19 protein-coding genes are annotated in these 21639 nt (G+C 59.8%); 16 read left to right on the top strand and 3 right to left on the bottom strand.

The annotated features are described in order from the left end of the window. The first annotated feature begins 82 nt into the window (after positions 1-82). Positions 83-892, top strand: a complete 810-nt coding sequence (locus tag C4J85_RS19100; RefSeq protein WP_124363801.1) for a UDP-2,3-diacylglucosamine diphosphatase — start codon at positions 83-85, stop codon at positions 890-892. A 415-nt stretch (positions 893-1307) separates the two neighbouring features. Here the strand turns inward: C4J85_RS19100 and C4J85_RS19095 are convergent, their stop codons facing one another. From C4J85_RS19095 to phhA, 3 genes are all read right to left on the bottom strand, one after another. Continuing rightward, the gene (locus C4J85_RS19095; protein ID WP_124410481.1) at positions 1308-2501 is read right to left on the bottom strand and encodes an amino acid aminotransferase; all 1194 of its coding nucleotides are present in this window, start codon (positions 2499-2501) and stop codon (positions 1308-1310) included. After that, positions 2501-2857, bottom strand: a complete 357-nt coding sequence (locus C4J85_RS19090) for a 4a-hydroxytetrahydrobiopterin dehydratase (protein WP_124363799.1) — start codon at positions 2855-2857, stop codon at positions 2501-2503. Before C4J85_RS19090 ends, C4J85_RS19095 begins: the two co-directional genes overlap by 1 nt. Before the next feature lie 99 nt (positions 2858-2956). Beyond that, entirely contained in the window at positions 2957-3748 is a 792-nt protein-coding gene (phhA, locus tag C4J85_RS19085; RefSeq protein ID WP_124371427.1) for a phenylalanine 4-monooxygenase, read from the bottom strand. Between the two features lie 257 nt (positions 3749-4005). Between phhA and C4J85_RS19080 the strand changes: the two genes are divergently transcribed. The 15 genes from C4J85_RS19080 to C4J85_RS19010 all read left to right on the top strand — a co-directional run bounded on the left by C4J85_RS19080 (position 4006) and on the right by C4J85_RS19010 (position 21611). Then, positions 4006-5568, top strand: a complete 1563-nt coding sequence (locus C4J85_RS19080; RefSeq protein WP_124363797.1) for a sigma-54-dependent transcriptional regulator — start codon at positions 4006-4008, stop codon at positions 5566-5568. A gap of 329 nt (positions 5569-5897) precedes the next feature. Further along, positions 5898-6638: a flagellar basal body rod protein FlgF gene (locus C4J85_RS19075; RefSeq protein ID WP_124363796.1), complete on the top strand. Its 741-nt coding sequence runs from the start codon at positions 5898-5900 to the stop codon at positions 6636-6638. 70 nt (positions 6639-6708) lie between these two features. Beyond that, positions 6709-7494, top strand: a complete 786-nt coding sequence (flgG, locus tag C4J85_RS19070; RefSeq protein WP_057721328.1) for a flagellar basal-body rod protein FlgG — start codon at positions 6709-6711, stop codon at positions 7492-7494. Between the two features lie 51 nt (positions 7495-7545). Beyond that, positions 7546-8241, top strand: coding sequence for a flagellar basal body L-ring protein FlgH (gene flgH / locus C4J85_RS19065; RefSeq protein WP_124410480.1), 696 nt, complete (start codon positions 7546-7548; stop codon positions 8239-8241). Between the two features lie 6 nt (positions 8242-8247). Then, positions 8248-9357, top strand: a complete 1110-nt coding sequence (locus tag C4J85_RS19060) for a flagellar basal body P-ring protein FlgI (RefSeq protein ID WP_372237507.1) — start codon at positions 8248-8250, stop codon at positions 9355-9357. Between the two features lie 4 nt (positions 9358-9361). Next, positions 9362-10627 carry a flagellar assembly peptidoglycan hydrolase FlgJ gene (gene flgJ / locus C4J85_RS19055; RefSeq protein WP_124410479.1) on the top strand — a complete coding sequence of 422 codons (1266 nt, stop codon included), beginning with the start codon at positions 9362-9364 and terminating at the stop codon, positions 10625-10627. Positions 10628-10637: 10 nt separating this feature from the next. Further along, positions 10638-12683 (top strand): flagellar hook-associated protein FlgK, encoded by a 2046-nt coding sequence (flgK, locus tag C4J85_RS19050; RefSeq protein WP_124410478.1) that lies wholly within the window; start codon positions 10638-10640, stop codon positions 12681-12683. 14 nt (positions 12684-12697) lie between these two features. Then, positions 12698-14302 (top strand): flagellar hook-associated protein 3, encoded by a 1605-nt coding sequence (locus C4J85_RS19045; RefSeq protein ID WP_124367855.1) that lies wholly within the window; start codon positions 12698-12700, stop codon positions 14300-14302. A gap of 280 nt (positions 14303-14582) precedes the next feature. Then, positions 14583-15512 (top strand): ketoacyl-ACP synthase III, encoded by a 930-nt coding sequence (locus C4J85_RS19040; protein WP_124410477.1) that lies wholly within the window; start codon positions 14583-14585, stop codon positions 15510-15512. Positions 15513-15774: 262 nt separating this feature from the next. After that, positions 15775-17196, top strand: a complete 1422-nt coding sequence (locus tag C4J85_RS19035) for a flagellin (protein ID WP_124410476.1) — start codon at positions 15775-15777, stop codon at positions 17194-17196. A 75-nt stretch (positions 17197-17271) separates the two neighbouring features. After that, the gene (locus C4J85_RS19030) at positions 17272-17622 is read left to right on the top strand and encodes a flagellar protein FlaG (RefSeq protein ID WP_124404862.1); all 351 of its coding nucleotides are present in this window, start codon (positions 17272-17274) and stop codon (positions 17620-17622) included. Positions 17623-17703: 81 nt separating this feature from the next. Further along, positions 17704-19098, top strand: coding sequence for a flagellar filament capping protein FliD (fliD, locus tag C4J85_RS19025; RefSeq protein WP_124410475.1), 1395 nt, complete (start codon positions 17704-17706; stop codon positions 19096-19098). A gap of 140 nt (positions 19099-19238) precedes the next feature. Then, a complete protein-coding gene (gene fliS / locus C4J85_RS19020; RefSeq protein WP_124367850.1) occupies positions 19239-19643 on the top strand; it encodes a flagellar export chaperone FliS in 405 nt (134 codons plus the stop codon). Positions 19644-19668: 25 nt separating this feature from the next. Next, positions 19669-19965 (top strand): flagellar protein FliT, encoded by a 297-nt coding sequence (fliT, locus tag C4J85_RS19015; RefSeq protein ID WP_124410474.1) that lies wholly within the window; start codon positions 19669-19671, stop codon positions 19963-19965. Positions 19966-20135: 170 nt separating this feature from the next. After that, entirely contained in the window at positions 20136-21611 is a 1476-nt protein-coding gene (locus C4J85_RS19010) for a sigma-54 dependent transcriptional regulator (protein WP_124363784.1), read from the top strand. Positions 21612-21639: the final 28 nt, after the last annotated feature.

Below are 21639 nucleotides of genomic sequence, written 5' to 3'. Positions count from 1 at the left end.
TTGTCATCAGACTGAAGCACAGCTGTCATGGGCTATTCACTGCCAGGGCGCAAGCTCGCGAAAACAGCGTCGAGGGACACCCATGACCCGTGCCGAATTCGCCAAGCCCAGCCGCAAGCAACGGGTGCGTACCCTGTGGATTTCCGATGTGCATCTGGGCACTCGGGATTGCCAGGCTGAGCACTTGTCGCACTTTCTCAAGGGCTACCACGCCGACAAGGTGTATCTGGTCGGCGACATTATCGATGGCTGGAAAATGCGTGGCGGCATGTATTGGCCGCAAGCCCACACCAACGTCATTCGCCGCCTGCTGACCATGGCCAAACGCGGCACCGAGGTGATCTACGTCACCGGCAACCATGACGAGTTTCTAAGACGCTATTCCAAGCTGATCCTGGGCAATATCCAACTGGTGGACGAGGCCGTGCACGTGACCGCCGACGGTCGCCATCTGCTGGTGATCCATGGCGATCAGTTCGATGTGATCACCCGTTATCACCGCTGGCTCGCCTTCCTGGGCGACTCGGCCTACGAATTCACTCTCACCCTGAACCGCTGGCTCAATCACTGGCGAGCGCGCTATGGCTACGGGTATTGGTCGCTGTCGGCGTACTTGAAACACAAGGTGAAAACCGCCGTGAGTTTTATCAGCGATTTCGAAGAGGCCATCGCCCACGAAGTGACCAAGCGTGAGCTGCACGGGGTGGTGTGCGGGCATATTCACCATGCCGAAATCCGCAAGGTGGGGGAGGTGGATTACCTCAATTGCGGCGATTGGGTGGAGTCGTGCACGGCGTTGATCGAGCACTGGGATGGGCATATCGAGTTGTATCGGCTGGCGGATGCCCAGGCCAGGGACGCGCAGTTGAAGGCCGAGATGGTCACGAGCTGAAGGTCCTGACTCGGTCAAAATGTGGGAGGGGGCTTGCTCCCGATAGCGGAATGTCAGCCAGCTTATCTCTAGCTGATCCACCGCCATCGGGGGCAAGCCCCCTCTTATCAAACTTAAAATAACTCGCTGATTTTAAAGGATTAATTTTTCAGTTAAAAACTGAAATTTCACATTCAAAGATCGTTCCCACGCTCCTGCGTGGGATTGCAGCCCGTGACGCTCCGCGTCACCTGTGCGCAATCGCCGAAACTTGCAGCGCTTGGCGGGACGCGGAGCGTCCCAGGAGGCATTCCCACGCAGAGCGCGGGAACGATCACCTCAGCGCCAAGAATATTTGTAGGCGCCCCCAGTTTGCTGCGCGACAGCGCTACGTCGAAGAGGTAGTGGGGCCTCCCACATTTAGTTCCCGGTTTATTCAGTTGGAGACGTCGGCGATGGCTTGGGCCAGCAGCGTCAAGCGCGTGGCATCCACCCCCGCCACGTTGGCCCGTCCCGTACTGACCATATATACACTGTGCTTTTCACGCAGTTGCTGGACCTGTTCGGCACTCAACCCGGTATAGGAAAACATCCCACGCTGCGTCCCGATATGCGCATACCGCTCGGCCAAGCCGTGGGGCGCCAGCGCGTCCACCAGCCCGGCGCGCAACTGCGCAATGCGCGAACGCATGGCCTCCACTTCATCGCTCCACTGCTGTTTCAGCGCGGCATCGCCGAGGATGGTCGCGACCACGGCGGCACCATGGTCCGGCGGTGTCGACCACAAATTGCGCGCGATATTGGCCAGTTGACTGCGCACATCCGTGAGCTTTTGCGCATCGGCCGCGCACACGATCAATGCGCCAACGCGGTCGCGGTACAAACCAAAGTTCTTCGAGCACGAACTGGTGATCAACACTTCCGGCAGCTCGGCGGCGAACAGGCGCACCGCCCAGGCGTCCTGCTCCAGGCCATCGCCGAAGCCTTGGTAGGCGAAGTCGATCAGCGGCAGCAATTGGCGTTCGCGCACAATCTGCAGCACCTGGCGCCAGTCATCCTGGGACAGGTCGAAGCCGGTCGGGTTATGGCAGCAGGCGTGCAGCAAGACCACGTCGCCCTCTGGCACGCTGGACAGGGTGGCAAGCATCGCCGCCACATCCAGGCGATTGTCGCTGCCCACATAAGGGTAGTGACTGACCTTCAGCCCGGCTTTGGCGAAAATGGTTTCATGGATCGGCCAGGTCGGGTCGCTCAGCCACACGCCACGGCCGGGCAGGCTGTGGGCGATAAAGTCGGCGCTCAGGCGCAGGGCCCCGGTGCCGCCTGGCGTCTGGGTAGCGCCGGCACGCTGTTCACGCAGCAGCGCCGAATCGGCGCCCAGCACCAGCTCGCTGATCAGTGCGCCGAACGCTGCATCGCCGTGACCGCCGATGTAGGTCTTGGTGGTTTGCCTATCGACCAGGCGTTGCTCGGCGAGTTTTACCGAGTGCGGAATCGGCGTCAGGCCTTGGTCGTCCTTATAGACGCCCACGCCGAGGTCGAATTTGTTCGGGTTGGCATCCTGGGCATACAGGTCCATCAGCCCGAGGATCGGGTCGCCGGGCACGCGGCCAATCGCGTCGAAATGCATTACTTGCGGCCCTCGGCGCTGTTGGCCACTTCATCGGTGCGCGCGGCCATGATGAAGTCGTTGCGGTGCAGGCCCTTGATGGAGTGGCTCCACCAGGTCACGGTGACTTTGCCCCATTCGGTGAGCAGGCCAGGGTGATGGCCTTCGGCTTCGGAGATTTCACCCACGGCGTTAGTGAAGGCCAGGGCGAACTTGAAGTTCTTGAACAGGAAAACCTTTTCCAATTGCATCACGCCGTCGCGCACTTCGATGTTCCAGTCCGGGATCTGTTTGATCAGCACCGGCAGTTCTTCATCGCTGACTTGCGGGGCGTCGGCACGGCAGGCTTCGCAATGGGCTTGGTTCAAGGTGGTCATGTGGGGTGTCCTGAATTCGAATGATTGAAGATCAGTGGGCGTTACCCTAAAGCAACGCGCGGCCAGGGAACAGACTCACCTAGCCTCGAAATGTAAGTGTCACGCGGCTTTGGGCTTTGGTGGAAACTTCGGCGCATGCAGGCCCAACTGCATACCGCGCTCGACCATGCCCATGATGTCTTCCTGCGCCACGTCGAACAGGCGCTTGAGCTCGGGCAGCACGAAGTACAGCGGCTGCAGGATGTCGATGCGATACGGCGTGCGCATCGCCTCCAGCGGGTCGAAGGCCTGGTGTTCGGGCTCGTCCGACAGGCAATACACGCTTTCCTTGGGCGATGACAGAATACCGCCACCGTAGATGCGCCGGCCTTCTGGGGTATCCACCAAGCCAAACTCGATGGTCATCCAATACAGGCGCGCCAGGTACACCCGTTGCTCCTTGGTGGCCGCCAGGCCGAGCTTGCCGTAGGTGTGGGTGAATTCGGCGAACCAGGGGTTGGTCAGCAGCGGGCAATGACCAAAGATCTCGTGGAAAATATCCGGCTCTTGCAGGTAGTCCAGTTCCTCACGGGTACGAATGAAGGTCGCCACCGGAAACTGCTTGCTGGCGAGCAATTCGAAGAAGGTCTGGAAAGGGATCAGCGCCGGCACGCGGGCGACTTGCCAGCCGGTGGTGTCGGCCAGCACTTTGTTGATCTCGCCCAACTGTGGGATGCGATCCAGGGGCAGGCCAAGCTTGTCGATGCCGTCCAGGTATTCCTGGCAGGCACGGCCCTCGATCACTTTCAACTGGCGTGTGATCAGGGTGTTCCACACCGCGTGTTCTTCCGGCGGGTAGTGGATAAAACCTTGCGCATCGGGCTCGCGGGCCACGTAGTGCGTCTGCTTCATACGGCTCTCCTGCTAGGCATTCGTTCTTGTTATGTCCTGCTGTGTGTCTATTGATAACCCGCGCAGCGCAGGTTTTCAGCGGCTTCAAAGGCCTTTGAGTAGGAAAAATTACCGAATTTCGTAAACTATTCGTTACGGATGCGGCGCTCGTCGTTGCCTTGGGCTGGGAAAAGCGCCCGAGCTGTCACATAATCTTGACGACTATCTGCGCCCAGCGGCAAAAAGACGCGGCGCCTACCCACTTTTCGGGCCTTTTCATGCGTATCAAAGTGCATTGCCAGAACCGCATCGGCATCCTGCGGGACATCCTCAACCTGTTGGTGGAGTACGGCGTGAACGTCGCCAAGGGCGAGGTCGGCGGCGAGCATGGCAATGCCATCTACTTGTTCTGCCCAAACCTGGTGAACATGCAGTTCCAGGCGTTGCGCCCGCAGTTTGAGGCGATCGCCGGGGTATTCGGCGTGAAAAGGGTAGGGCTGATGCCCAGCGAGCGTCGGCACATGGAACTCAATGCGCTGCTGGGCGCCCTGGAGTTTCCGGTGCTGTCCATCGACATGGGCGGCTCCATCGTTGCGGCCAACCGTGCGGCGGCGCAGTTGCTCGGCGTGCGGGTGGATGAAGTGCCGGGCATTCCCCTGTCGCGCTACGCCGAAGACTTCGACTTGCCGGAACTGGTGCGCGCCAGCAAGTCGCGGATCAACGGGCTGCGGGTCAAGGTCAAGGGCGATGTGTTCCTGGCGGATATCGCGCCGCTGCAATCTTCCGAACACGATGACAGCGAAGCCATGGCCGGCGCGGTGTTGACGCTGCACCGCGCCGACCGGGTTGGCGAGCGTATCTACAATGTGCGCAAGCAGGAACTGCGCGGCTTCGACAGCATCTTCCAGAGTTCCAAGGTGATGGCCGCCGTGGTGCGCGAAGCCCGGCGCATGGCGCCGCTGGATGCACCTCTATTAATAGAAGGCGAAACCGGAACCGGCAAGGAACTGCTGGCCCGTGCCTGTCACCTCGCCAGCCCGCGCGGCCAGTCGCCATTGATGGCGCTCAACTGTGCGGGCTTGCCTGAGTCGATGGCCGAGACCGAGCTGTTTGGCTACGGCCCCGGCGCGTTCGAAGGCGCACGGGCCGAAGGCAAGCTCGGGCTGCTGGAACTGACCGCGGGCGGTACGTTGTTTCTCGATGGAGTGGGGGAAATGAGTGCACGCCTGCAGGTAAAACTGCTGCGCTTTCTGCAGGACGGGTGCTTTCGTCGCGTCGGCAGTGATGAAGAGGTGTACCTCGACGTGCGGGTGATCTGCGCGACCCAGGTCGATTTGTCCGAACTGTGCGCCCGTGGCGAATTTCGCCAGGACCTGTATCACCGCTTGAACGTACTGTCGCTGCATATCCCGCCCTTGCGCGAATGCCTGGACGGCCTCGGGCCATTGGTCGAGCACTTCCTCGATCAAGCCAGTCGGCAGATCGGTTGCCCACTGCCCAAGCTGGCGCCTGCCGCGATGGACAAACTCAGCCACTATCACTGGCCGGGCAATGTGCGGCAGCTGGAAAACGTGCTGTTCCAGGCGGTTTCGCTGTGCGAGGGCGGGACGGTCAAGCTTGAGCATATTCGCTTGCCGGATTACGGCGTGCGCCAGCCGCTTGGTGATTTCTCGCTGGAAGGCGGGTTGGACGCCATCGTCGGGCGGTTTGAAAAGGCCGTGCTCGAAGCGCTGTATGCCGAGCATCCGAGCAGCCGGCAGCTGGGCAAGCGCCTGGACGTGTCCCACACCACTATCGCCAACAAACTGCGCGATTACGAAATCCTCAAGGCCGGCAAATAACCTGCTGACATCCTGCGGTTAAAATGTGGGAGGGGGCTTGCCCCCGATAGCGGTGTGTCAGCCACAGATTGATGAACTGACCCACCGCCATCGGGAGCAAGCCCCCTCCCACAGTTTGATTTGCGTCGCCTACAAGACCGAGGCTTGCCGTTAGCGGCAGTAGTCCGCCGTTTTTTCGACTCTCACCCCACGCTCGGAATCTTGCGGTTCACCCGCAAACCCCCGCCCTGCCTGATCTTCAGCCAATTTCAAGAAGTTGGTTCGCAAATTGCTTAAGCCTCATCAGTACAGCGGTGGACGGCAAGCGTCCGTCAGAAAGAGGATAGAGCGTGGACAAGTACCTTTACGTGGCAATGACCGGCGCCAGCCAGAATGCTCTGGCGCAGAAGGCCCATGCCAACAATCTGGCGAACATTTCCACCAACGGTTTCCAGCGCGACCTGGAGCAGGCGCGGTCGATGCCGGTGTTCGGTGACAGCTTTCCGGCGCGGGCTTTTGCCCTGACCGAACGGCCGGCCACCGACTTCACGCCCGGCGCGATGATCGAAACCGGACGTGACCTGGACGTGGCCGTCAGCGGCGACGGCTGGATGGCCGTGCAAACCCCGGATGGCAGCGAAGCCTACGTGCGCAGCGCCAGCATGAACGTGGATGCGCTCGGTGTGCTGCGGGCCGGCAACGGTATGCCGATCATGGGCAACGGCGGCCCGATTGCCGTGCCGCCCCAGCAGAAAATCGAAGTGGGCGCCGACGGCACCATCAGCATCCGCGCCATGGGCGAAGGCCCGCGGGTGATGGCCGAAGTGGACCGTATCAAGCTGGTCCAGCCCGACCTCAAGAACATGAACAAAGGTTTGGACGGCACCATCCACACCAAGGATGGCCAGCCGGCCCAGGCCGACGCGAACGTCAAGCTGACCTCGGGCTTCCTGCAGGCGAGCAACGTCAATGCGGTTGAGGAAATGACCGCGGTACTGGCGCTCTCCAAGCAGTTCGAGCTGCACATCAAGATGATGAACACCGCCAAAGAAGATGACCAGGCCATGACCCGCGTCTTGCAGATGAGCTAACAGCCTTAATTGGCTTTTAAATAAACAGCGCAGCACGGCGCCAACAAACAGGCGCACGAAGGAGAACAGCATGCTTCCGGCTCTATGGGTTGCCAAGACAGGCCTGTCCGCCCAGGACACTAACCTGACCACCATTTCCAACAACCTGGCGAACGTGTCGACCACGGGTTTCAAACGTGATCGCGCCGAATTCCAAGACTTGCTCTATCAGATCAAGCGCCAGCCAGGCGCCCAGTCGACCCAGGACAGCGAACTGCCGTCGGGCCTGCAACTGGGTACCGGTGTGCAGATCGTCGGCACCCAGAAAAACTTCAGCGCCGGTAACCTGCAACAGACCGGCCAGCCGCTGGACATGGCGATCAACGGCCGTGGCTTCTTCCAGATCCTGCAACCGGATGGCACTACGTCCTACACCCGTGACGGTACCTTCCACTTGGACTCCAACGGCCAGATCGTGACCGCCAACGGTTTTGCCCTGGAGCCAGCCGTGGTGGTCCCGGCAGACGCCAAGACCTTCACCGTCGGCAACGACGGCACCGTGTCCATCACCGTGGCCGGCAACCCTGCGTCGCAAGTGATCGGCAACCTGCAAACCGCCGACTTCATCAACCCGGCCGGCCTGCAGGCCATGGGCAACAACCTGTTCCTGGAAACCGCTTCCAGCGGCGCGCCGCAAATCGGCACCCCTGGCCTGAACGGTTTCGGCACCACGCTGCAAAGCACCCTGGAAACCTCCAACGTCAGCACGGTTGAGGAGATGGTCAACATGATCACCACCCAGCGCGCCTACGAGATGAACTCCAAGGTGATTTCCACCGCCGACCAGATGCTTTCGTTCGTAACGCAGAATCTGTAATCAGTCTATGGGGCGCCTTGAAAGCGCCTGCAACACCGTGAGGTTAGGGTCATGAGTCGCATTGTTTCTGTTCTGGCATTGAGTGGGATCGCCGTGCTTGCGGGCTGTGTCGCCCCGTCGCCGAAACCCAATGACCCGTACTACGCGCCGGTGTTGCCGCGCACGCCGTTGCCGGCGGCGGCCAATAATGGCTCGATCTATCAGGCCGGTTTCGAGCAGAACCTGTACAGCGACCGCAAGGCGTTCCGGGTCGGTGACATTATCACCATCACCCTGAACGAGAAGACCCAGGCCAGCAAGAACGCCAACTCGCAGATCGGCAAGACCAGCAAGACCGGTATCGGCCTGACGTCGCTGTTCGGCGGCGGCCTGACCACCAATAACCCGTTGGGTGACGGTGACCTGAGCCTCAGTGCCGGCTACAGCGGCGACCGCGCCACCAACGGCAAGAGCGCGGCGGGGCAGGGCAACAGCCTGACCGGCTCGATCACCGTGACCGTGGCCGATGTGTTGCCCAACGGCATCATCGCCGTACGCGGTGAAAAGTGGATGACCCTCAATACCGGCGACGAGTTGGTGCGCATTGCCGGCATGGTGCGTGCCGATGATATTTCCACCGACAACACCGTGCCGTCGACGCGGATTGCCGATGCGCGGATTACCTACTCGGGTACAGGTTCGTTTGCTGATGCAAGCCAGCCGGGCTGGTTCGACCGTTTCTTCCTTAGCCCGCTGTTCCCTTTCTAGGTGGCCATTTTGAACTTCAAGCAGTTGATGGCGGCGGTCGTGTTGCTGTGCCTGAGCGCCGTCGCCCAGGCCGAACGCCTGAAAGACATCGCCAGCATTTCCGGCGTGCGCAGTAACCAGTTGATCGGTTATGGCCTGGTGGTGGGGCTCAATGGCACGGGTGACCAGACCACCCAGACCCCGTTCACCCTGCAAACCTTCAACAACATGCTGTCGCAGTTCGGCATCAAGGTGCCGCCAGGTTCGGGCAACGTGCAGTTGAAGAACGTCGCGGCGGTGTCGATCAGTGCCGATTTGCCGGCGTTCGCCAAACCGGGGCAGGTGGTGGACATCACCGTATCGTCCATGGGCAACTCCAAAAGCCTGCGTGGCGGTACGTTGCTGATGACACCGCTCAAAGGTATCGACGGCAACGTCTACGCCATCGCCCAGGGCAACCTGGTGGTGGGCGGGTTCGACGCCGAGGGCCGCGACGGTTCGAAGATCACCGTCAACGTACCGTCGGCCGGGCGCATTCCCGGTGGCGCCACGGTTGAACGCACCGTGCCGAGTGGTTTCAACCAGGGCAACAGCCTGACCCTGAACCTCAACCGGTCCGACTTCACCACCGCCAAGCGCGTGGTCGACAAGATCAACGACATGCTCGGCCCAGGCGTCGCCCAGGCCATCGATGGCGGTTCGGTGCGCGTGACCGCGCCCCTGGATCCCAGCCAGCGCGTCGATTACCTGTCGATCCTGGAAAACCTGGAGGTCGACCCCGGCCAGGCAGTGGCCAAAGTCATCATCAACTCGCGCACCGGCACCATCGTGATCGGCCAGAACGTCAAGGTCTCGCCGGCGGCGGTGACCCACGGCAGCCTGACCGTGACCATCACTGAAGACCCGATCGTCAGCCAGCCAGGGCCGCTGTCCAACGGCCAGACGGCGGTAGTCCCGCGTTCGCGGGTCAATGCCCAGCAGGAAGCCAAGCCGATGTTCAAGTTCGGCCCCGGTACCACCCTGGACGAGATCGTCCGCGCGGTGAACCAGGTGGGCGCGGCCCCTGGCGACTTGATGGCGATTCTCGAAGCCCTGAAACAGGCCGGCGCTTTGCAAGCCGACCTGATCGTGATCTGAGGCCATGGTCATGGATATGCGCAAGAGCGGGATCAGCAGCACGGCGGACTCGGGGTCTTACTCCGACCTGAACCGGCTTAACCAGCTCAAGGTCGGCGCCGACAAGAACAGCGAAGGCAACATGCGCAAAGTCGCGCAGGAGTTCGAGTCGTTGTTCCTGAGCGAGATGCTCAAGTCCATGCGCTCGGCCACCGAGGCTCTGGGCAAGGACAACCCGATGAACACCCCGGCGGCCAAGCAGTACCAGGAAATGTACGACCAGCAGTTGGCGGTGTCGATGTCCCGCGAAGGCGGTGGTATCGGCCTGGCCGACGTGCTGATGCGCCAGATGCAGAAGAACAAACCGGTGGACGCCCAGGCGGCTACCTTGCAGGGCCCGGCAGCCGATACCCCGGCGAAAAAAGCCGACGTGCCGACGGAAATTGCCGCCGGCACCCAGGCGCAAGGCCCGTTGGGTCGCTCCAACGGCCAACGCCCGTTGTGGGCCTACCGCGTGGCGGTGCCCGAAGGCGCCAGTGCGCATGCCAACGATATGGAGCTGATGAACCAGCGCCGTATCGCCTTGCCAAGCAAACTGACCGACCGCCTGCTCGCCGGCATCGTGCCGAGCACGCCGGTCGCTGCGCAAACCACCAGCGCGCCACTGCGCAACAGTGCTGCCGACGACAACGTGGTCAACAGCAGCGCCCGCAGCGTTGCCGTGCCGAGCGGCAAGATGCATGTCTACGGCCGCGCCATCGCCCAGCCACCGCTGGCACCGGCGAAAAAAGCCTTCAGCTCGCAGGATGAATTCGTCGCCACCATGCTGCCGATGGCCAAGGCCGCCGCCGCGCGTATCGGTATCGATCCGAAGTACCTGGTGGCCCAGGCCGCCCTGGAAACCGGTTGGGGCAAATCAGTGATGCGCGCCGAGGACGGCAGCAGCAGCCACAACCTGTTCGGCATCAAGGCCGGCCAGAGCTGGCAGGGCGGCCAGGCGCGTGCGATCACCAGCGAGTTTCGCGACGGCGCGATGGTCAAGGAGACGGCGCAGTTCCGCTCCTACAGCTCCTACCAAGACAGCTTCCATGACCTCGTGACCCTGCTGCAAAGCAATGATCGCTATAAAGAAGTTGTGAAATCAGCCGATAACCCGGAACAGTTTGTACGCGAGTTGCAAAAGGCCGGTTATGCAACTGATCCGGCCTATGCCAGCAAGATTTCGCAGATCGCCAAAAACATGAACAGTTACCAGAACTACGCTGCCGCTGGCGCAACCACACATTTATAAGGTCTGAACCATGAGTTTGCTCAGTATCGGGATGTCAGGGCTCAATGCCGCTCAAGGATCGTTGTCGGTCTTGAGTAATAACATCGCCAACGCCAACACCTCGGGTTATTCGCGTCAGCAGACCACGCAGAATGCCAATGCCAACAACCCTTACGGCGGCGTGTACATCGGCAGCGGCACGACCCTGGCCGATGTGCGCCGGGTGTATAACGAATTCCTCGACGCGGCCTACCAGAACAGCACGGCGCTCAACAACGACGCCAAGGCCTATTCCAGCCAGGCCAGCGCCATCGACAAGACCCTGTCGGACAAGACCACCGGCATGTCTTCGGTACTCAGCGCGTTCTTCGCCGCTGTGCAGACTTCGGCGGCCAACCCCAGCGATGTGTCCGCCCGGCAAGTGCTGCTGACCAGTGCCCAGACCCTGAGCAACCGTTTCAACTCGATCTCCAGCCAATTGAATGAGCAGAAAGAGTCGATCAACGGGCAGTTGGTGACCATGAGCGATCAGGTCAACCAGTTGACCTCCTCGATTGCTTCCCTCAACAAGCAGATCACCCTGGCCCAAGGCTCCAGCAACAGCGCCCCGGCCAACCTGCTGGATGCGCGTAACGAGGCAGTGCGTTCGCTCAATGAACTGGTCGGCGTGACCACCAGTGAAAAGAACGGCGTGTTCAGCGTCAGCACCGGCACCGGCCAATCCCTGGTATTGGGCGATCAGTCCAACACGATTTCGGCGGTATCGAGCAGCAACGATCCAAGCCAGTACACCATCCAGCTCAATGCCGGCGGCGGTACGGCGATCGACCTGGGCAACGTGCTCAGTGGCGGCAGCATCGGCGGTTTGTTGCGTTATCGCAGCGATGCCCTGATGCCGGCCATCAATGACCTCGGGCGTATCGCCCTGGCGACCGCCGATACGGTCAACAGCCAACTGGGCCAGGGCCTGGACCTGAACGGTGACTTCGGTGCGTCGCTGTTCAAGGACATCAACAGCGCGGCCGCGATTGCCCAGCGCAGTCAGGGCTCGATGGGCAACAGCACTGGCTCCGGCAACTTGAACGTGAGCATCAGCGACACCAGCAAGCTGTCGACCTACGACTATAAAGTCACCTTTACCAGCGGCAACAACTACACCGTGGTGCGTTCCGACGGCAAAGCCATGGGCGCGTTCGACACCACTACCACGCCGCCACCGGTGATCGACGGCTTCACGCTGGCCCTGGATGGCAAGGGGCCGATCGCGGCGGGCGACAGTTTCAAAGTCAGCCCGACGGCCACGGGCGCGGCAACCATCGGCACCGCGTTGACCGACGCCAATAAAATCGCGTTCGCCGGGCCATTGCTGGGCGAGGGCAGCAAGACCAACCAGGGCACCGGCACCTTTACCCCGCCGACCCTGACCTTGCCCATCGATATTCACGATGGCGCCAACACCGCGCAGCTGCGTACCGGTATTGAACATTCGATGCCGGTGAAGATGGTGTTCGGCAAGCCTGCGGCTGATGGCACCCAGGGCTACACGCTCAACGATGCCCAGGGTAACTCGATCGGTACCGGCACCATCGTGCCGGGCCAGGGCAACAAGATCACCGTCGACGTACCGATGCGCGATGCCAACGGCACGCTGCTGGTGCCGGCCAAGAGCTTCAAGTTCGACACCACCGTCGCCGGTTCGCCAGCCGATGGCGACAGCACTACGTTTTCCTTCAACGCTTCGGGCAAATCGGATAACCGTAACGCCCAGGCCCTGCTCGACCTGCAGACCAAAACCACGATCGGCCTGTCCGATGGCAGTGGCGGCGGCTTGAGCCTGGTGGCGGCCAACAGCCGCCTGGTCTCGACCGTGGGCGCCAAGGCCGCTTCGGCCAATACCGACACCACCGCCACCGGCGCCTTGCTCAAGGCCAACCAGGACGCGCGCAACTCGGTGTCCCAGGTCAACCTGGATGAAGAGGCGGGCGACATGATCAAGTTCCAGCAGTACTACACCGCGTCGTCGCAGATCATCAAGGCTGCGCAAGAAACCTTCAGCACGCTGATCAATAGTCTTTAAGGGAGCCTGGGACGATGCGTATTTCTACCGCTCAATATTTCGAAACCAGTTCCGCCAAGTATTCGGATAACTACTCCAGCGTGGTGAAAGCGCAGGAGCAGGCCTCTACGGGTGTGCGTGTGCAAACCGCTTCCGATGACCCGATCGCGGCGGCGCGTTTGCTGATGCTGCAACAACAGAAAGACATGCTCAGCCAGTTCAACGGCAACATCACCAGCCTGAAAAACTCCCTGACCAACGAAGAAAGCGTGCTGGGTTCCATCAATGATGCGCTGCAAAAGGCCAGCGAGCTCGCCCTGCGCGCCGGCGGCTCGCTCAGCGATGCGGATCGCAAGTCGATTGCCGGTGAGATCGGTGCCATCGAGGACCAGGTATTGGGCTTGCTCAACAGCAAGGACTCGTCGGGTAATTATCTGTTTTCCGGCTCAAGGACTTCGACCCCGCCCTACAGTCGCAACAGCGATGGCACTTACAATTACCAGGGTGATGAAACGCCTCTGAGCCTGCAGGTTTCCGACACGCTCAAAGTCAACGCCGGTGATACCGGCAAGAGCATCATGGGTGGCGCCATCAACTCGGGTCGCACCCAGGCGACGTGGATTCCGCCTGCCGTGGTACCGCCGGCGACTGCGCCGGTGCCGAACGACAACAAAGTGGCGCTATCGGCTGGCCTGGTGACGTCGGAAACCGACTACACCAATAAATTCGCGGACGGCCAGCCTTACCAGCTGACGTTCACCAGCAGCACGCAGTTCAAGGTGTCCGATCGAAACGGCAATGACATCACCTCCGAAATTGCGGGCAATGGCAGTTTCGACGCCAGCAAGGAGGAGGGCGCCACGGTGAGCGTGCGCGGAGTGAATTTCGATATCACCCTTAACCTCAAGGATGTCGCCACCGGGCCGAATTCCGATGCGCTGGTCAAGGACCGTTCGTTCAGTCTGGCGGCCAAGCCGGACAGCTTCAGTGTCTCGCGTACGCCCAGCAACGCCTCTGCCGCGCAATTGACCAATGCCACCGTGAGTAACCAGGCGGCCTATGTCAGCACGTTCCCGGCCAACAATGGGGCGGTGATCAAATTCACCAGCGCCACTGCTTATGAAGTGTATGCCCAGCCCTATACCGCCGACAGCAAGACGATTGCCACGGGTGATACGGGCGGCGGCACGACAGTCACCGCTGCCGGGGTAAGCTTTGATGTCAGCGGCACGCCGCAGGCTGGTGATCAATTCGCGGTCTCGGCCAGCACCCAGAAGACCCAGAACGCGTTGGATACCTTGAGCCAGTTGCGCCAGGCCCTGGAGCAACCGGCCGACGGCAACCCGGCGGCGATGCTCAAGCTTCGGGACGTGCTGGATGCATCCATCAGTAACTTTTCCAACACCCGCACCCAGATCGACGGTGTGCGAGGCTCTATTGGTGCACGGCAGAATGCGCTGGATATACAGACCAGCGAAAACACCAGCATCGGCCTGGCCAACACCAGTACCATGAGCGATCTTGGCAATATCGACACGGCACAAGCGGCGATCAACCTGACGTTGCAGCAGACCATGCTGCAAGCTTCGCAGTTGGCTTTCGTGAAAGTCTCTCAGTTGAGCTTGTTCAACAAGATGTAAGCGCGCAACAGAGCAGCCCGACGGCCCAGCCTGGAAACAGGCTGGGCCGTTGTCGTTCATAGGCTTAATTGTTTGAAGGTTTTGCATAAACCACACAAAATTGAGTGACCTGCGAGTCATAAAGCGCATCTTCACTGTATCGTGTGAAAAGGATAAGTCGCCTTGCTGTGGTTATTGCGCGGCTTTCAGCGAAATTTTTATGGGGTTATCCCCTTTATTGTCAGCACTTCGGGCGCAGTCCCTGGGGTGTTCTCCAGCTATTTAGTATTGGGAAGCCACAATGATTGGCATAAAAAGCATCGCCAGTTACGTGCCGGCGGACGGTATCGATAACTACGCCCAGGGTGCCAAATTCGCCAAGGATGAAGAATTCATCATTGGCAAGATCGGTTCGGCGTTCCTGCCGCGCAAGGACGCCACGCAGGAAACCTCCGATCTGTGTGTCGAGGCGGTCAACGCGTTGTTTGCCAACAACCCGGACTTGAAGCGCGAGTCCATCGACGCTGTGATCGTCGTCACCCAGAACGGCGATGAAGAAGGGCTGCCCCACACCGCCGCCATCGTCCAGGACAAACTGGGCCTGCCAACCCACGTGGCCGCCTTCGATATTTCCCTGGGCTGTTCCGGTTACGTGTACGGCATCTACGCGATGAAGGGCTTCATGGAAGCCACCGGTCTGAAAAACGGCCTGCTGATCACCGCCGACCCGTATTCGAAGATCGTTGACCCGGAAGACCGCAACACCACCATGCTCTTCGGCGACGCCGCCACCGCCACCTGGATGGGCGAAGACGCGCCGTGGTTACTGGGCAAATCCAAGTTCGGCACCGACGGTTCCGGTGCGCCGCACCTGAAGGTCAGCGATGGCGTGTTCTTCATGAACGGCCGCCAGGTGTTCAACTTCGCCTTGCTCAAGGTGCCGGCGCATTTGCACGAGCTGCTCGACGAGTCGGACCTCAAGGCCGATGACATCGATGCGTTCTGCATTCACCAGGGCAGTGCGGCGATTGTCGACGCCGTGGCGCGCCGTTTTGAAGATGCGCCGGTGGACAAGTTCATCAAGGACATGGTCGAGACCGGCAATACCGTGTCGTCGAGCATTCCGTTGCTGCTGGAAAAGCACGTGATGGACGCCACCTGGAAGCGCGTGGCGATCAGTGGGTTTGGCGTGGGCCTGTCCTGGGGCTCGGCGATTCTGTATCGCTCCTGACCCTTAAGAGCGCATAGCAAAACGCCGATGATCGAAAGATCATCGGCGTTTTTTATTTGGCGCCAGAAAAACCAATAAACCCTGGGTTTTCGGTAGTGCTAACCCCTTGAAATGCAAGGGCTGGCACAGGGCTAGTAAAAAAAATCAAAAAAACCCTCAAGCAACCGGCTACCACGACGATAACTATTACGTAGGTTCTCAGGCCACACCCGGCGGTTGCCAGGGCCGGAAGCCGCAGTATCCATCCATCGAGGATTTCGTCATGGCTTTAACAGTAAACACCAACATTGCTTCCATCACTACCCAGAACGGCCTTGGCAAAGCGGCCAACTCGCTGCAAACCTCCATGCAGCGTCTGTCCACTGGTCTGAGCATCAACAGCGCTAAAGACAACGCCTCGGGCCTGCAGATCTCCAACCGTCTGACCAGCCAAATCAACGGCCTGGGCCAAGCTGTAAAGAACGCCAACGATGGTATCTCCATCGCGCAAACCGCTGAAGGCGCAATGCAGGCTTCGACCGACATTCTGCAAAAGATGCGTACCCTGGCTCTGTCCTCGGCTACCGGCTCCCTGAGCGACGCTGACCGTACTTCCAACCAGGAAGAATACCAGGCGCTGACTTCGGAACTGACCCGTATCTCGCAAACCACTACCTTCGGTGGCCAGAAACTGCTCGACGGTTCGTACGGCACCAAAGCCATCCAGGTTGGCGCCAATGCCAACGAAACCATCAACCTGTCCCTGGACAACGTTGCTGCTAACAACATCGGCTCGCAGCAGATCAAGAGCGTCGGCGTTGCACCTAGCACCACAGGTGTTGCCGGTGGCGATATCGGTATCACCGGTAACGGCCAGACCGCTTCTGTTACCGTAGCAGCAGGCGCATCGGCGAAAACCATCGCCAGCCAACTGAACGGCGCTGTAGGTGGCCTGAGCGCTTCCGCCAGCACTGAAGCTCAATTCAGCGTGGGTGCTGCCGCCAAGACCGCGCCTGCTACCTTCACCATGACTGTTGGCGGCCAAGCCACCACTTTCACCGGTGTAACCGATACCGCCAGCCTGGCTGACCAACTGAAATCCAACTCTGCAAAACTGGGTATCAGCGTCAACTATGACGAATCCAAAGGCACTTTGTCGGTCAAGTCCGACTCCGGTGAGAACCTGAACTTCAGCGCCTCCACTGACGCCGGTTCGATCACTGTTGCTACCAAAGACGGTAAAGGTGCCTTCGGTACCGGCGTCGCTCTGGCCGACGGCCTGATCGCTACCGGTGCAGTGAACCTGGATTCGTCCAAAGGCTACGCGCTGAACGGTGCTGGTGTGACCGGTCTGTTCGCCGCAGCAGGTACTGCCGCAGCTTCGGCCAAGACCACTGTTGCACAGACCGACGTAAGCAGCGCTTTCAACGCACAGGCTGCTATCGCGGTACTGGACAAGGCTATCGGCGGCATCGACAGCACTCGTTCGGGCCTGGGTGCTGTTCAGAACCGTCTGACCACTACTGTAGACAACCTGACCAACATTCAGAAAAACTCCACCGCTGCACGCTCCACCGTTCAAGACACCGACTTCGCTGCTGAAACAGCTGAGTTGACCAAGCAACAAACCTTGCAGTCGGCTGCTACCGCGATCCTGTCGCAGGCCAACCAACTGCCATCCGCTGTACTGAAGCTGCTTCAGTAATAACGGCGCTTGGTAACTGACGGAAGGGCGCGTTTACGTGCCCTTTCGTCTTTTCGGTTGTAGAGGAGATTGGACATGGACATGAGTGTAAAGCTGGCCTCGTCTTATCCACCGGTAGCCCCTCAAGGCCCGGCCACCGCGGTGGTTGCGGACAAAGACAAAACCAAGGTCGAGGCGATCGTGCCGGCCGCCGGTGAGCCGAAACGGGCTGACCTGGAAAAAGCAGTCACCGATATTCGAGAATTCGTACAAGCGGCCCAGCGCAAACTGGATTTTTCCATTGATGATTCCACCCATCGGGTCGTGGTCAAGGTCATCGCCACTGAAAGTGGTGAAGTGATCCGCCAGATTCCGTCGGAAACGGCCTTGAAGCTGGCACAAAATCTGGCCACCGCCAGTCATGTGCTGTTCGATGAAAAGGTCTGAACTGGCATGAAACTTGTTGCGCTGTTTTCTTGAAGTGCGGTTCGTCAAGAAAACGCCAGCAGCCGTATTAGGAGAAAGACGATGGCGAGTACAACGGTAAACGGTGTGGGTTCTGGCATCGACATCCAGGGCATCGTAAAAGCTTTGGTCGACGCCGATCGGGCGCCGAAGCAGACCCAGATCAATACCCAGTCACAGAAAGCGACTACCCAGCTGTCGTCGATCGGCAAAATCCAGTCGGCGCTGGACGCTTTCCGTGGCGCCATCAAGAGCATGACCGACGACAACAGCTTCAGTGGCCTGACCGGCACTTCGTCGAATGAAAAGGTCGCGACCATGACCACCGCCCAGGGCGCTGCCAACGGCAGCTTCAACCTGGTGGTCAATAAACTTGCCCAGCCTTCCAAACTGTCCACGGTCACCCTGGCTGGCGGCGCTTCGACAGTGGTCAACAAGGGCGGTGCCGCAACCACCCTGACCATCTCCCAGTCGGGTAAAAAGTTTGATCTGAGCGTGCCGCCGGGCGCAACCCTGCAGCAGGTGCGTGACTCGATCAACACCCAGTTCGGCACCGTCGGGCTTAGTGCCAACATCGTCACCGACTCCACCGGCTCGCGCATGGTGTTGACTTCCACCACGGGCGGCGTCGGCTCGGACCTGACATTGTCGGGCAACTCGGGTATTGATACCGGCTATAAAGTGATCGATACGCCGCAGAACGCCGAGTACACCATCGATAACGTGCCCTATACGTCCAAGACCAACAACATCACGGACGCGGTGAGTGGGGTCAGCATCAAGCTGCTGTCGGTTTCACCGCCCGTGGATACGAAGGACCCGGACGGGCCGAAGGCAACCACGACGATTTCCGTGACTACCAGCACCGCGGCGCTCAAGTCCGGGGTCAAGGGCTTTGTCGACAGCTATAACGCTTTGCTCAAGGCGATGAATGCCGAAACCAAGGTGACCAAGGACGCGGCGGGTAACTCGGTATCGGCGACCTTGACCGGTGACGCCAACATGCGCTCGCTGCAAAGCTCCTTGCGCGCCGAGTTCAACGCCTTGTCCGGCAATGGCACCATCAAGTCCCTGGCACAATTCGGTATCAGTACCGACTCCGGTACCGGTCTGTTGACCATGGATGACAAAACCTTCGACAAGATTGCGCTGACCAACTCGGCAGATATCAGCAGTATGTTCAGCGGCAAGACCGGGTTGCTTGCACGCATGACCAATGCCACTGAAGGTTATGCCAAAGCGACCACCGGTATCTTCGCGACGCGCACGACCGCTCTATCCGACAGTCTCAAGACCTTGAGCAAGGACCAGGCGGAACTGGACGTGCATGTGGCGGATCTGCAAGCCAGCCTGACACGCAAATACGCGGCGATGGATTCGCTGGTCGCCCAGTTACGCCAGCAAAGTAACAACATCATGGGCACGCTCAACGCGCTGAACAACCAGAAAAACAATTGATTGAATGCATGAAAAAAGCCCGGGTCATCTGACCCGGGCTTTGTTTTTTACAGGACCATCGGGGTTAAAGTTTCTAGCAGCCCAGTCGACATAATGGTTACTGAAATCCTTTTCGCTGTCGCCTGTCACGAGGTAGAACCATGAATCCCATGCGAGCCCTTCGCCAATACCAGAAGGTTAATTCCCATGCCCAGATCTCCGAGGCGAGCCCGCATCGCCTGGTGCAGATGCTGATGGAAGGCGGTCTGGACCGCATGGCCCAGGCCAAAGGGGCGCTGGCGCGTGGCGACATCGCTGCCAAGGGCCTGATGCTCGGCAAGGCGATTGATATCGTGATCGGCCTGCGTGACGGCCTGGATGCAGAAAAGAGTGATAACCCGGCCTACGTTCAGCAGTTGGAAAGTTTGTATGCATATATGACTAACCGCTTGATGGAAGCGAACCTGCATAACGACGCCGACATGATCGACGAAGTGGCTCGTTTGCTGATCACCGTAAAAGAAGGCTGGGACGCCATTGCGGCGCAACAGGCAGTAGCAGAATAAGGCCTGAAGCCTTAAGGAGCACGTCATGAGCCACGCACTGCAACGCATTGATGAAACCCGTGAAGCCCTGGTCGACGCACTGGCTGCGCGCAACTGGGACGCCATTGGCGAGTTGGACCTGGGGTGTCGCAACGTGATCGATAACGTGCTCAGCGAAGCGCCGGTGGACGAGAATGCGTTGCGGGAGAAGCTGGAGGCACTGTTGGCGGTGTACCAGCAGTTACTCGAGGTGACGACCGGCGAGCGCCAGGCGATTTTCGAAGAGATGTCACAGATCAACCAAGCGAAAAGTGCGTCAAAGGTTTACCATCTGTTCGGCTGATAGGGGCGCGGTTGGTCCGAACGGCGCGTCATATATTTGACTGTGCCAGCATTTTTGACTTAACTAGTGCTGTTTTCAGATTTCAGACGTCTAGTAGAAGATAAGTCTTACAGACGTCTTGATTGCCTTCATTCCGGGGCAGGAAGTTTTACTAGGGAAGTTGCTATTGCATGTGGCGTGAAACCAAAATTCTGCTGATCGATGACGATAGCGTGCGCCGCCGCGATTTAGCGGTGATTTTAAATTTTCTCGGTGAAGAAAATTTGCCCTGCGGTAGCCATGATTGGCAGCAGGCGGTCAGCTCGTTGGCGTCGAGCCGTGAAGTCATTTGTGTGCTGATCGGGACGGTAAACGCTCCTGGCGCTGTTTTGGGCTTGTTAAAGACACTGTCAACCTGGGATGAGTTCCTTCCCGTGTTGCTGATGGGCGATATTTCTTCCGTGGACCTGCCCGAAGACCAGCGCCGCCGGGTACTTTCCACCCTGGAAATGCCGCCCAGCTACAGCAAGCTGCTCGACTCCCTGCACCGCGCCCAGGTCTATCGCGAGATGTACGACCAGGCCCGCGAGCGCGGCCGTCACCGTGAACCCAACCTGTTTCGCAGTCTCGTCGGCACCAGCCGGGCGATCCAGCACGTGCGTCAAATGATGCAGCAAGTGGCTGACACCGACGCCAGCGTGCTGATCCTGGGTGAGTCGGGCACCGGCAAGGAAGTGGTCGCGCGCAACCTGCATTACCATTCCAAGCGTCGCGACGGGCCGTTCGTGCCGGTCAACTGCGGGGCGATCCCGGCAGAGCTGCTGGAAAGCGAATTGTTCGGCCACGAGAAGGGCGCCTTTACCGGCGCGATCACCAGCCGTGCCGGGCGCTTCGAACTGGCCAATGGCGGCACGCTGTTTCTCGACGAAATCGGCGATATGCCGTTGCCAATGCAGGTCAAGCTACTGCGCGTGTTGCAGGAGCGCACCTTCGAGCGCGTGGGCAGCAACAAGACCCAGAGCGTGGATGTGCGCATCATTGCCGCGACCCACAAGAACCTCGAAAGCATGATCGAGGTCGGCAGCTTCCGCGAAGACTTGTATTACCGCCTCAACGTATTCCCAATCGAGATGGCGCCGCTGCGTGAGCGTGTGGAAGACATCCCGTTGTTGATGAACGAATTGATCTCGCGCATGGAGCACGAAAAACGCGGCTCCATTCGTTTCAACTCCGCCGCGATCATGTCGCTGTGCCGCCACGGCTGGCCGGGCAACGTCCGTGAGCTGGCCAATCTGGTGGAACGCATGGCGATCATGCACCCCTACGGTGTGATCGGCGTGGTCGAGTTGCCGAAGAAATTCCGCTACGTCGACGATGAAGACGAGCAACTGGTCGACAGCCTGCGCAGTGACATGGAAGAGCGCGTGGCGATCAACGGTCATGCGCCGGACTTCGGTGCCACGGCCATGCTGCCGCCGGAAGGACTCGACCTTAAGGACTACCTCGGCAACCTGGAACAAGGCCTGATCCAGCAGGCCCTGGACGACGCCAACGGCATCGTCGCGCGTGCCGCCGAGCGCCTGCGTATCCGTCGCACCACCCTGGTGGAAAAGATGCGCAAGTACGGTATGAGCCGCAAAGAGGGCGATGAACAGGCGGATGATTGACGCCTGTTTTTCAACCAGTTGATTCTTA

The organism is Pseudomonas sp. R4-34-07 (assembly GCF_003852375.1).
In the GTDB taxonomy this organism is placed as follows: domain Bacteria; phylum Pseudomonadota; class Gammaproteobacteria; order Pseudomonadales; family Pseudomonadaceae; genus Aquipseudomonas.
Note: the sequence above shows the minus strand (reverse complement) of the source record. Positions and strands in the feature narration are given on the sequence as shown.

Excerpts from the sequence above, each read along its gene's own strand:
- C4J85_RS19100 (WP_124363801.1), top strand. The coding sequence starts at position 83 with ATGACCCGTGCCGAATTCGCCAAGCCCAGCCGCAAGCAACGGGTGCGT.
- C4J85_RS19095 (WP_124410481.1), bottom strand. The coding sequence starts at position 2,501 with ATGCATTTCGACGCGATTGGCCGCGTGCCCGGCGACCCGATCCTCGGG.
- C4J85_RS19090 (WP_124363799.1), bottom strand. The coding sequence starts at position 2,857 with ATGACCACCTTGAACCAAGCCCATTGCGAAGCCTGCCGTGCCGACGCC.
- phhA (WP_124371427.1), bottom strand. The coding sequence starts at position 3,748 with ATGAAGCAGACGCACTACGTGGCCCGCGAGCCCGATGCGCAAGGTTTT.
- C4J85_RS19080 (WP_124363797.1), top strand. The coding sequence starts at position 4,006 with ATGCGTATCAAAGTGCATTGCCAGAACCGCATCGGCATCCTGCGGGAC.
- flgG (WP_057721328.1), top strand. The coding sequence starts at position 6,709 with ATGCTTCCGGCTCTATGGGTTGCCAAGACAGGCCTGTCCGCCCAGGAC.
- flgH (WP_124410480.1), top strand. The coding sequence starts at position 7,546 with ATGAGTCGCATTGTTTCTGTTCTGGCATTGAGTGGGATCGCCGTGCTT.
- flgJ (WP_124410479.1), top strand. The coding sequence starts at position 9,362 with ATGGTCATGGATATGCGCAAGAGCGGGATCAGCAGCACGGCGGACTCG.
- flgK (WP_124410478.1), top strand. The coding sequence starts at position 10,638 with ATGAGTTTGCTCAGTATCGGGATGTCAGGGCTCAATGCCGCTCAAGGA.
- C4J85_RS19045 (WP_124367855.1), top strand. The coding sequence starts at position 12,698 with ATGCGTATTTCTACCGCTCAATATTTCGAAACCAGTTCCGCCAAGTAT.
- C4J85_RS19040 (WP_124410477.1), top strand. The coding sequence starts at position 14,583 with ATGATTGGCATAAAAAGCATCGCCAGTTACGTGCCGGCGGACGGTATC.
- C4J85_RS19035 (WP_124410476.1), top strand. The coding sequence starts at position 15,775 with ATGGCTTTAACAGTAAACACCAACATTGCTTCCATCACTACCCAGAAC.
- C4J85_RS19030 (WP_124404862.1), top strand. The coding sequence starts at position 17,272 with ATGGACATGAGTGTAAAGCTGGCCTCGTCTTATCCACCGGTAGCCCCT.
- fliD (WP_124410475.1), top strand. The coding sequence starts at position 17,704 with ATGGCGAGTACAACGGTAAACGGTGTGGGTTCTGGCATCGACATCCAG.
- fliS (WP_124367850.1), top strand. The coding sequence starts at position 19,239 with ATGAATCCCATGCGAGCCCTTCGCCAATACCAGAAGGTTAATTCCCAT.
- fliT (WP_124410474.1), top strand. The coding sequence starts at position 19,669 with ATGAGCCACGCACTGCAACGCATTGATGAAACCCGTGAAGCCCTGGTC.
- C4J85_RS19010 (WP_124363784.1), top strand. The coding sequence starts at position 20,136 with ATGTGGCGTGAAACCAAAATTCTGCTGATCGATGACGATAGCGTGCGC.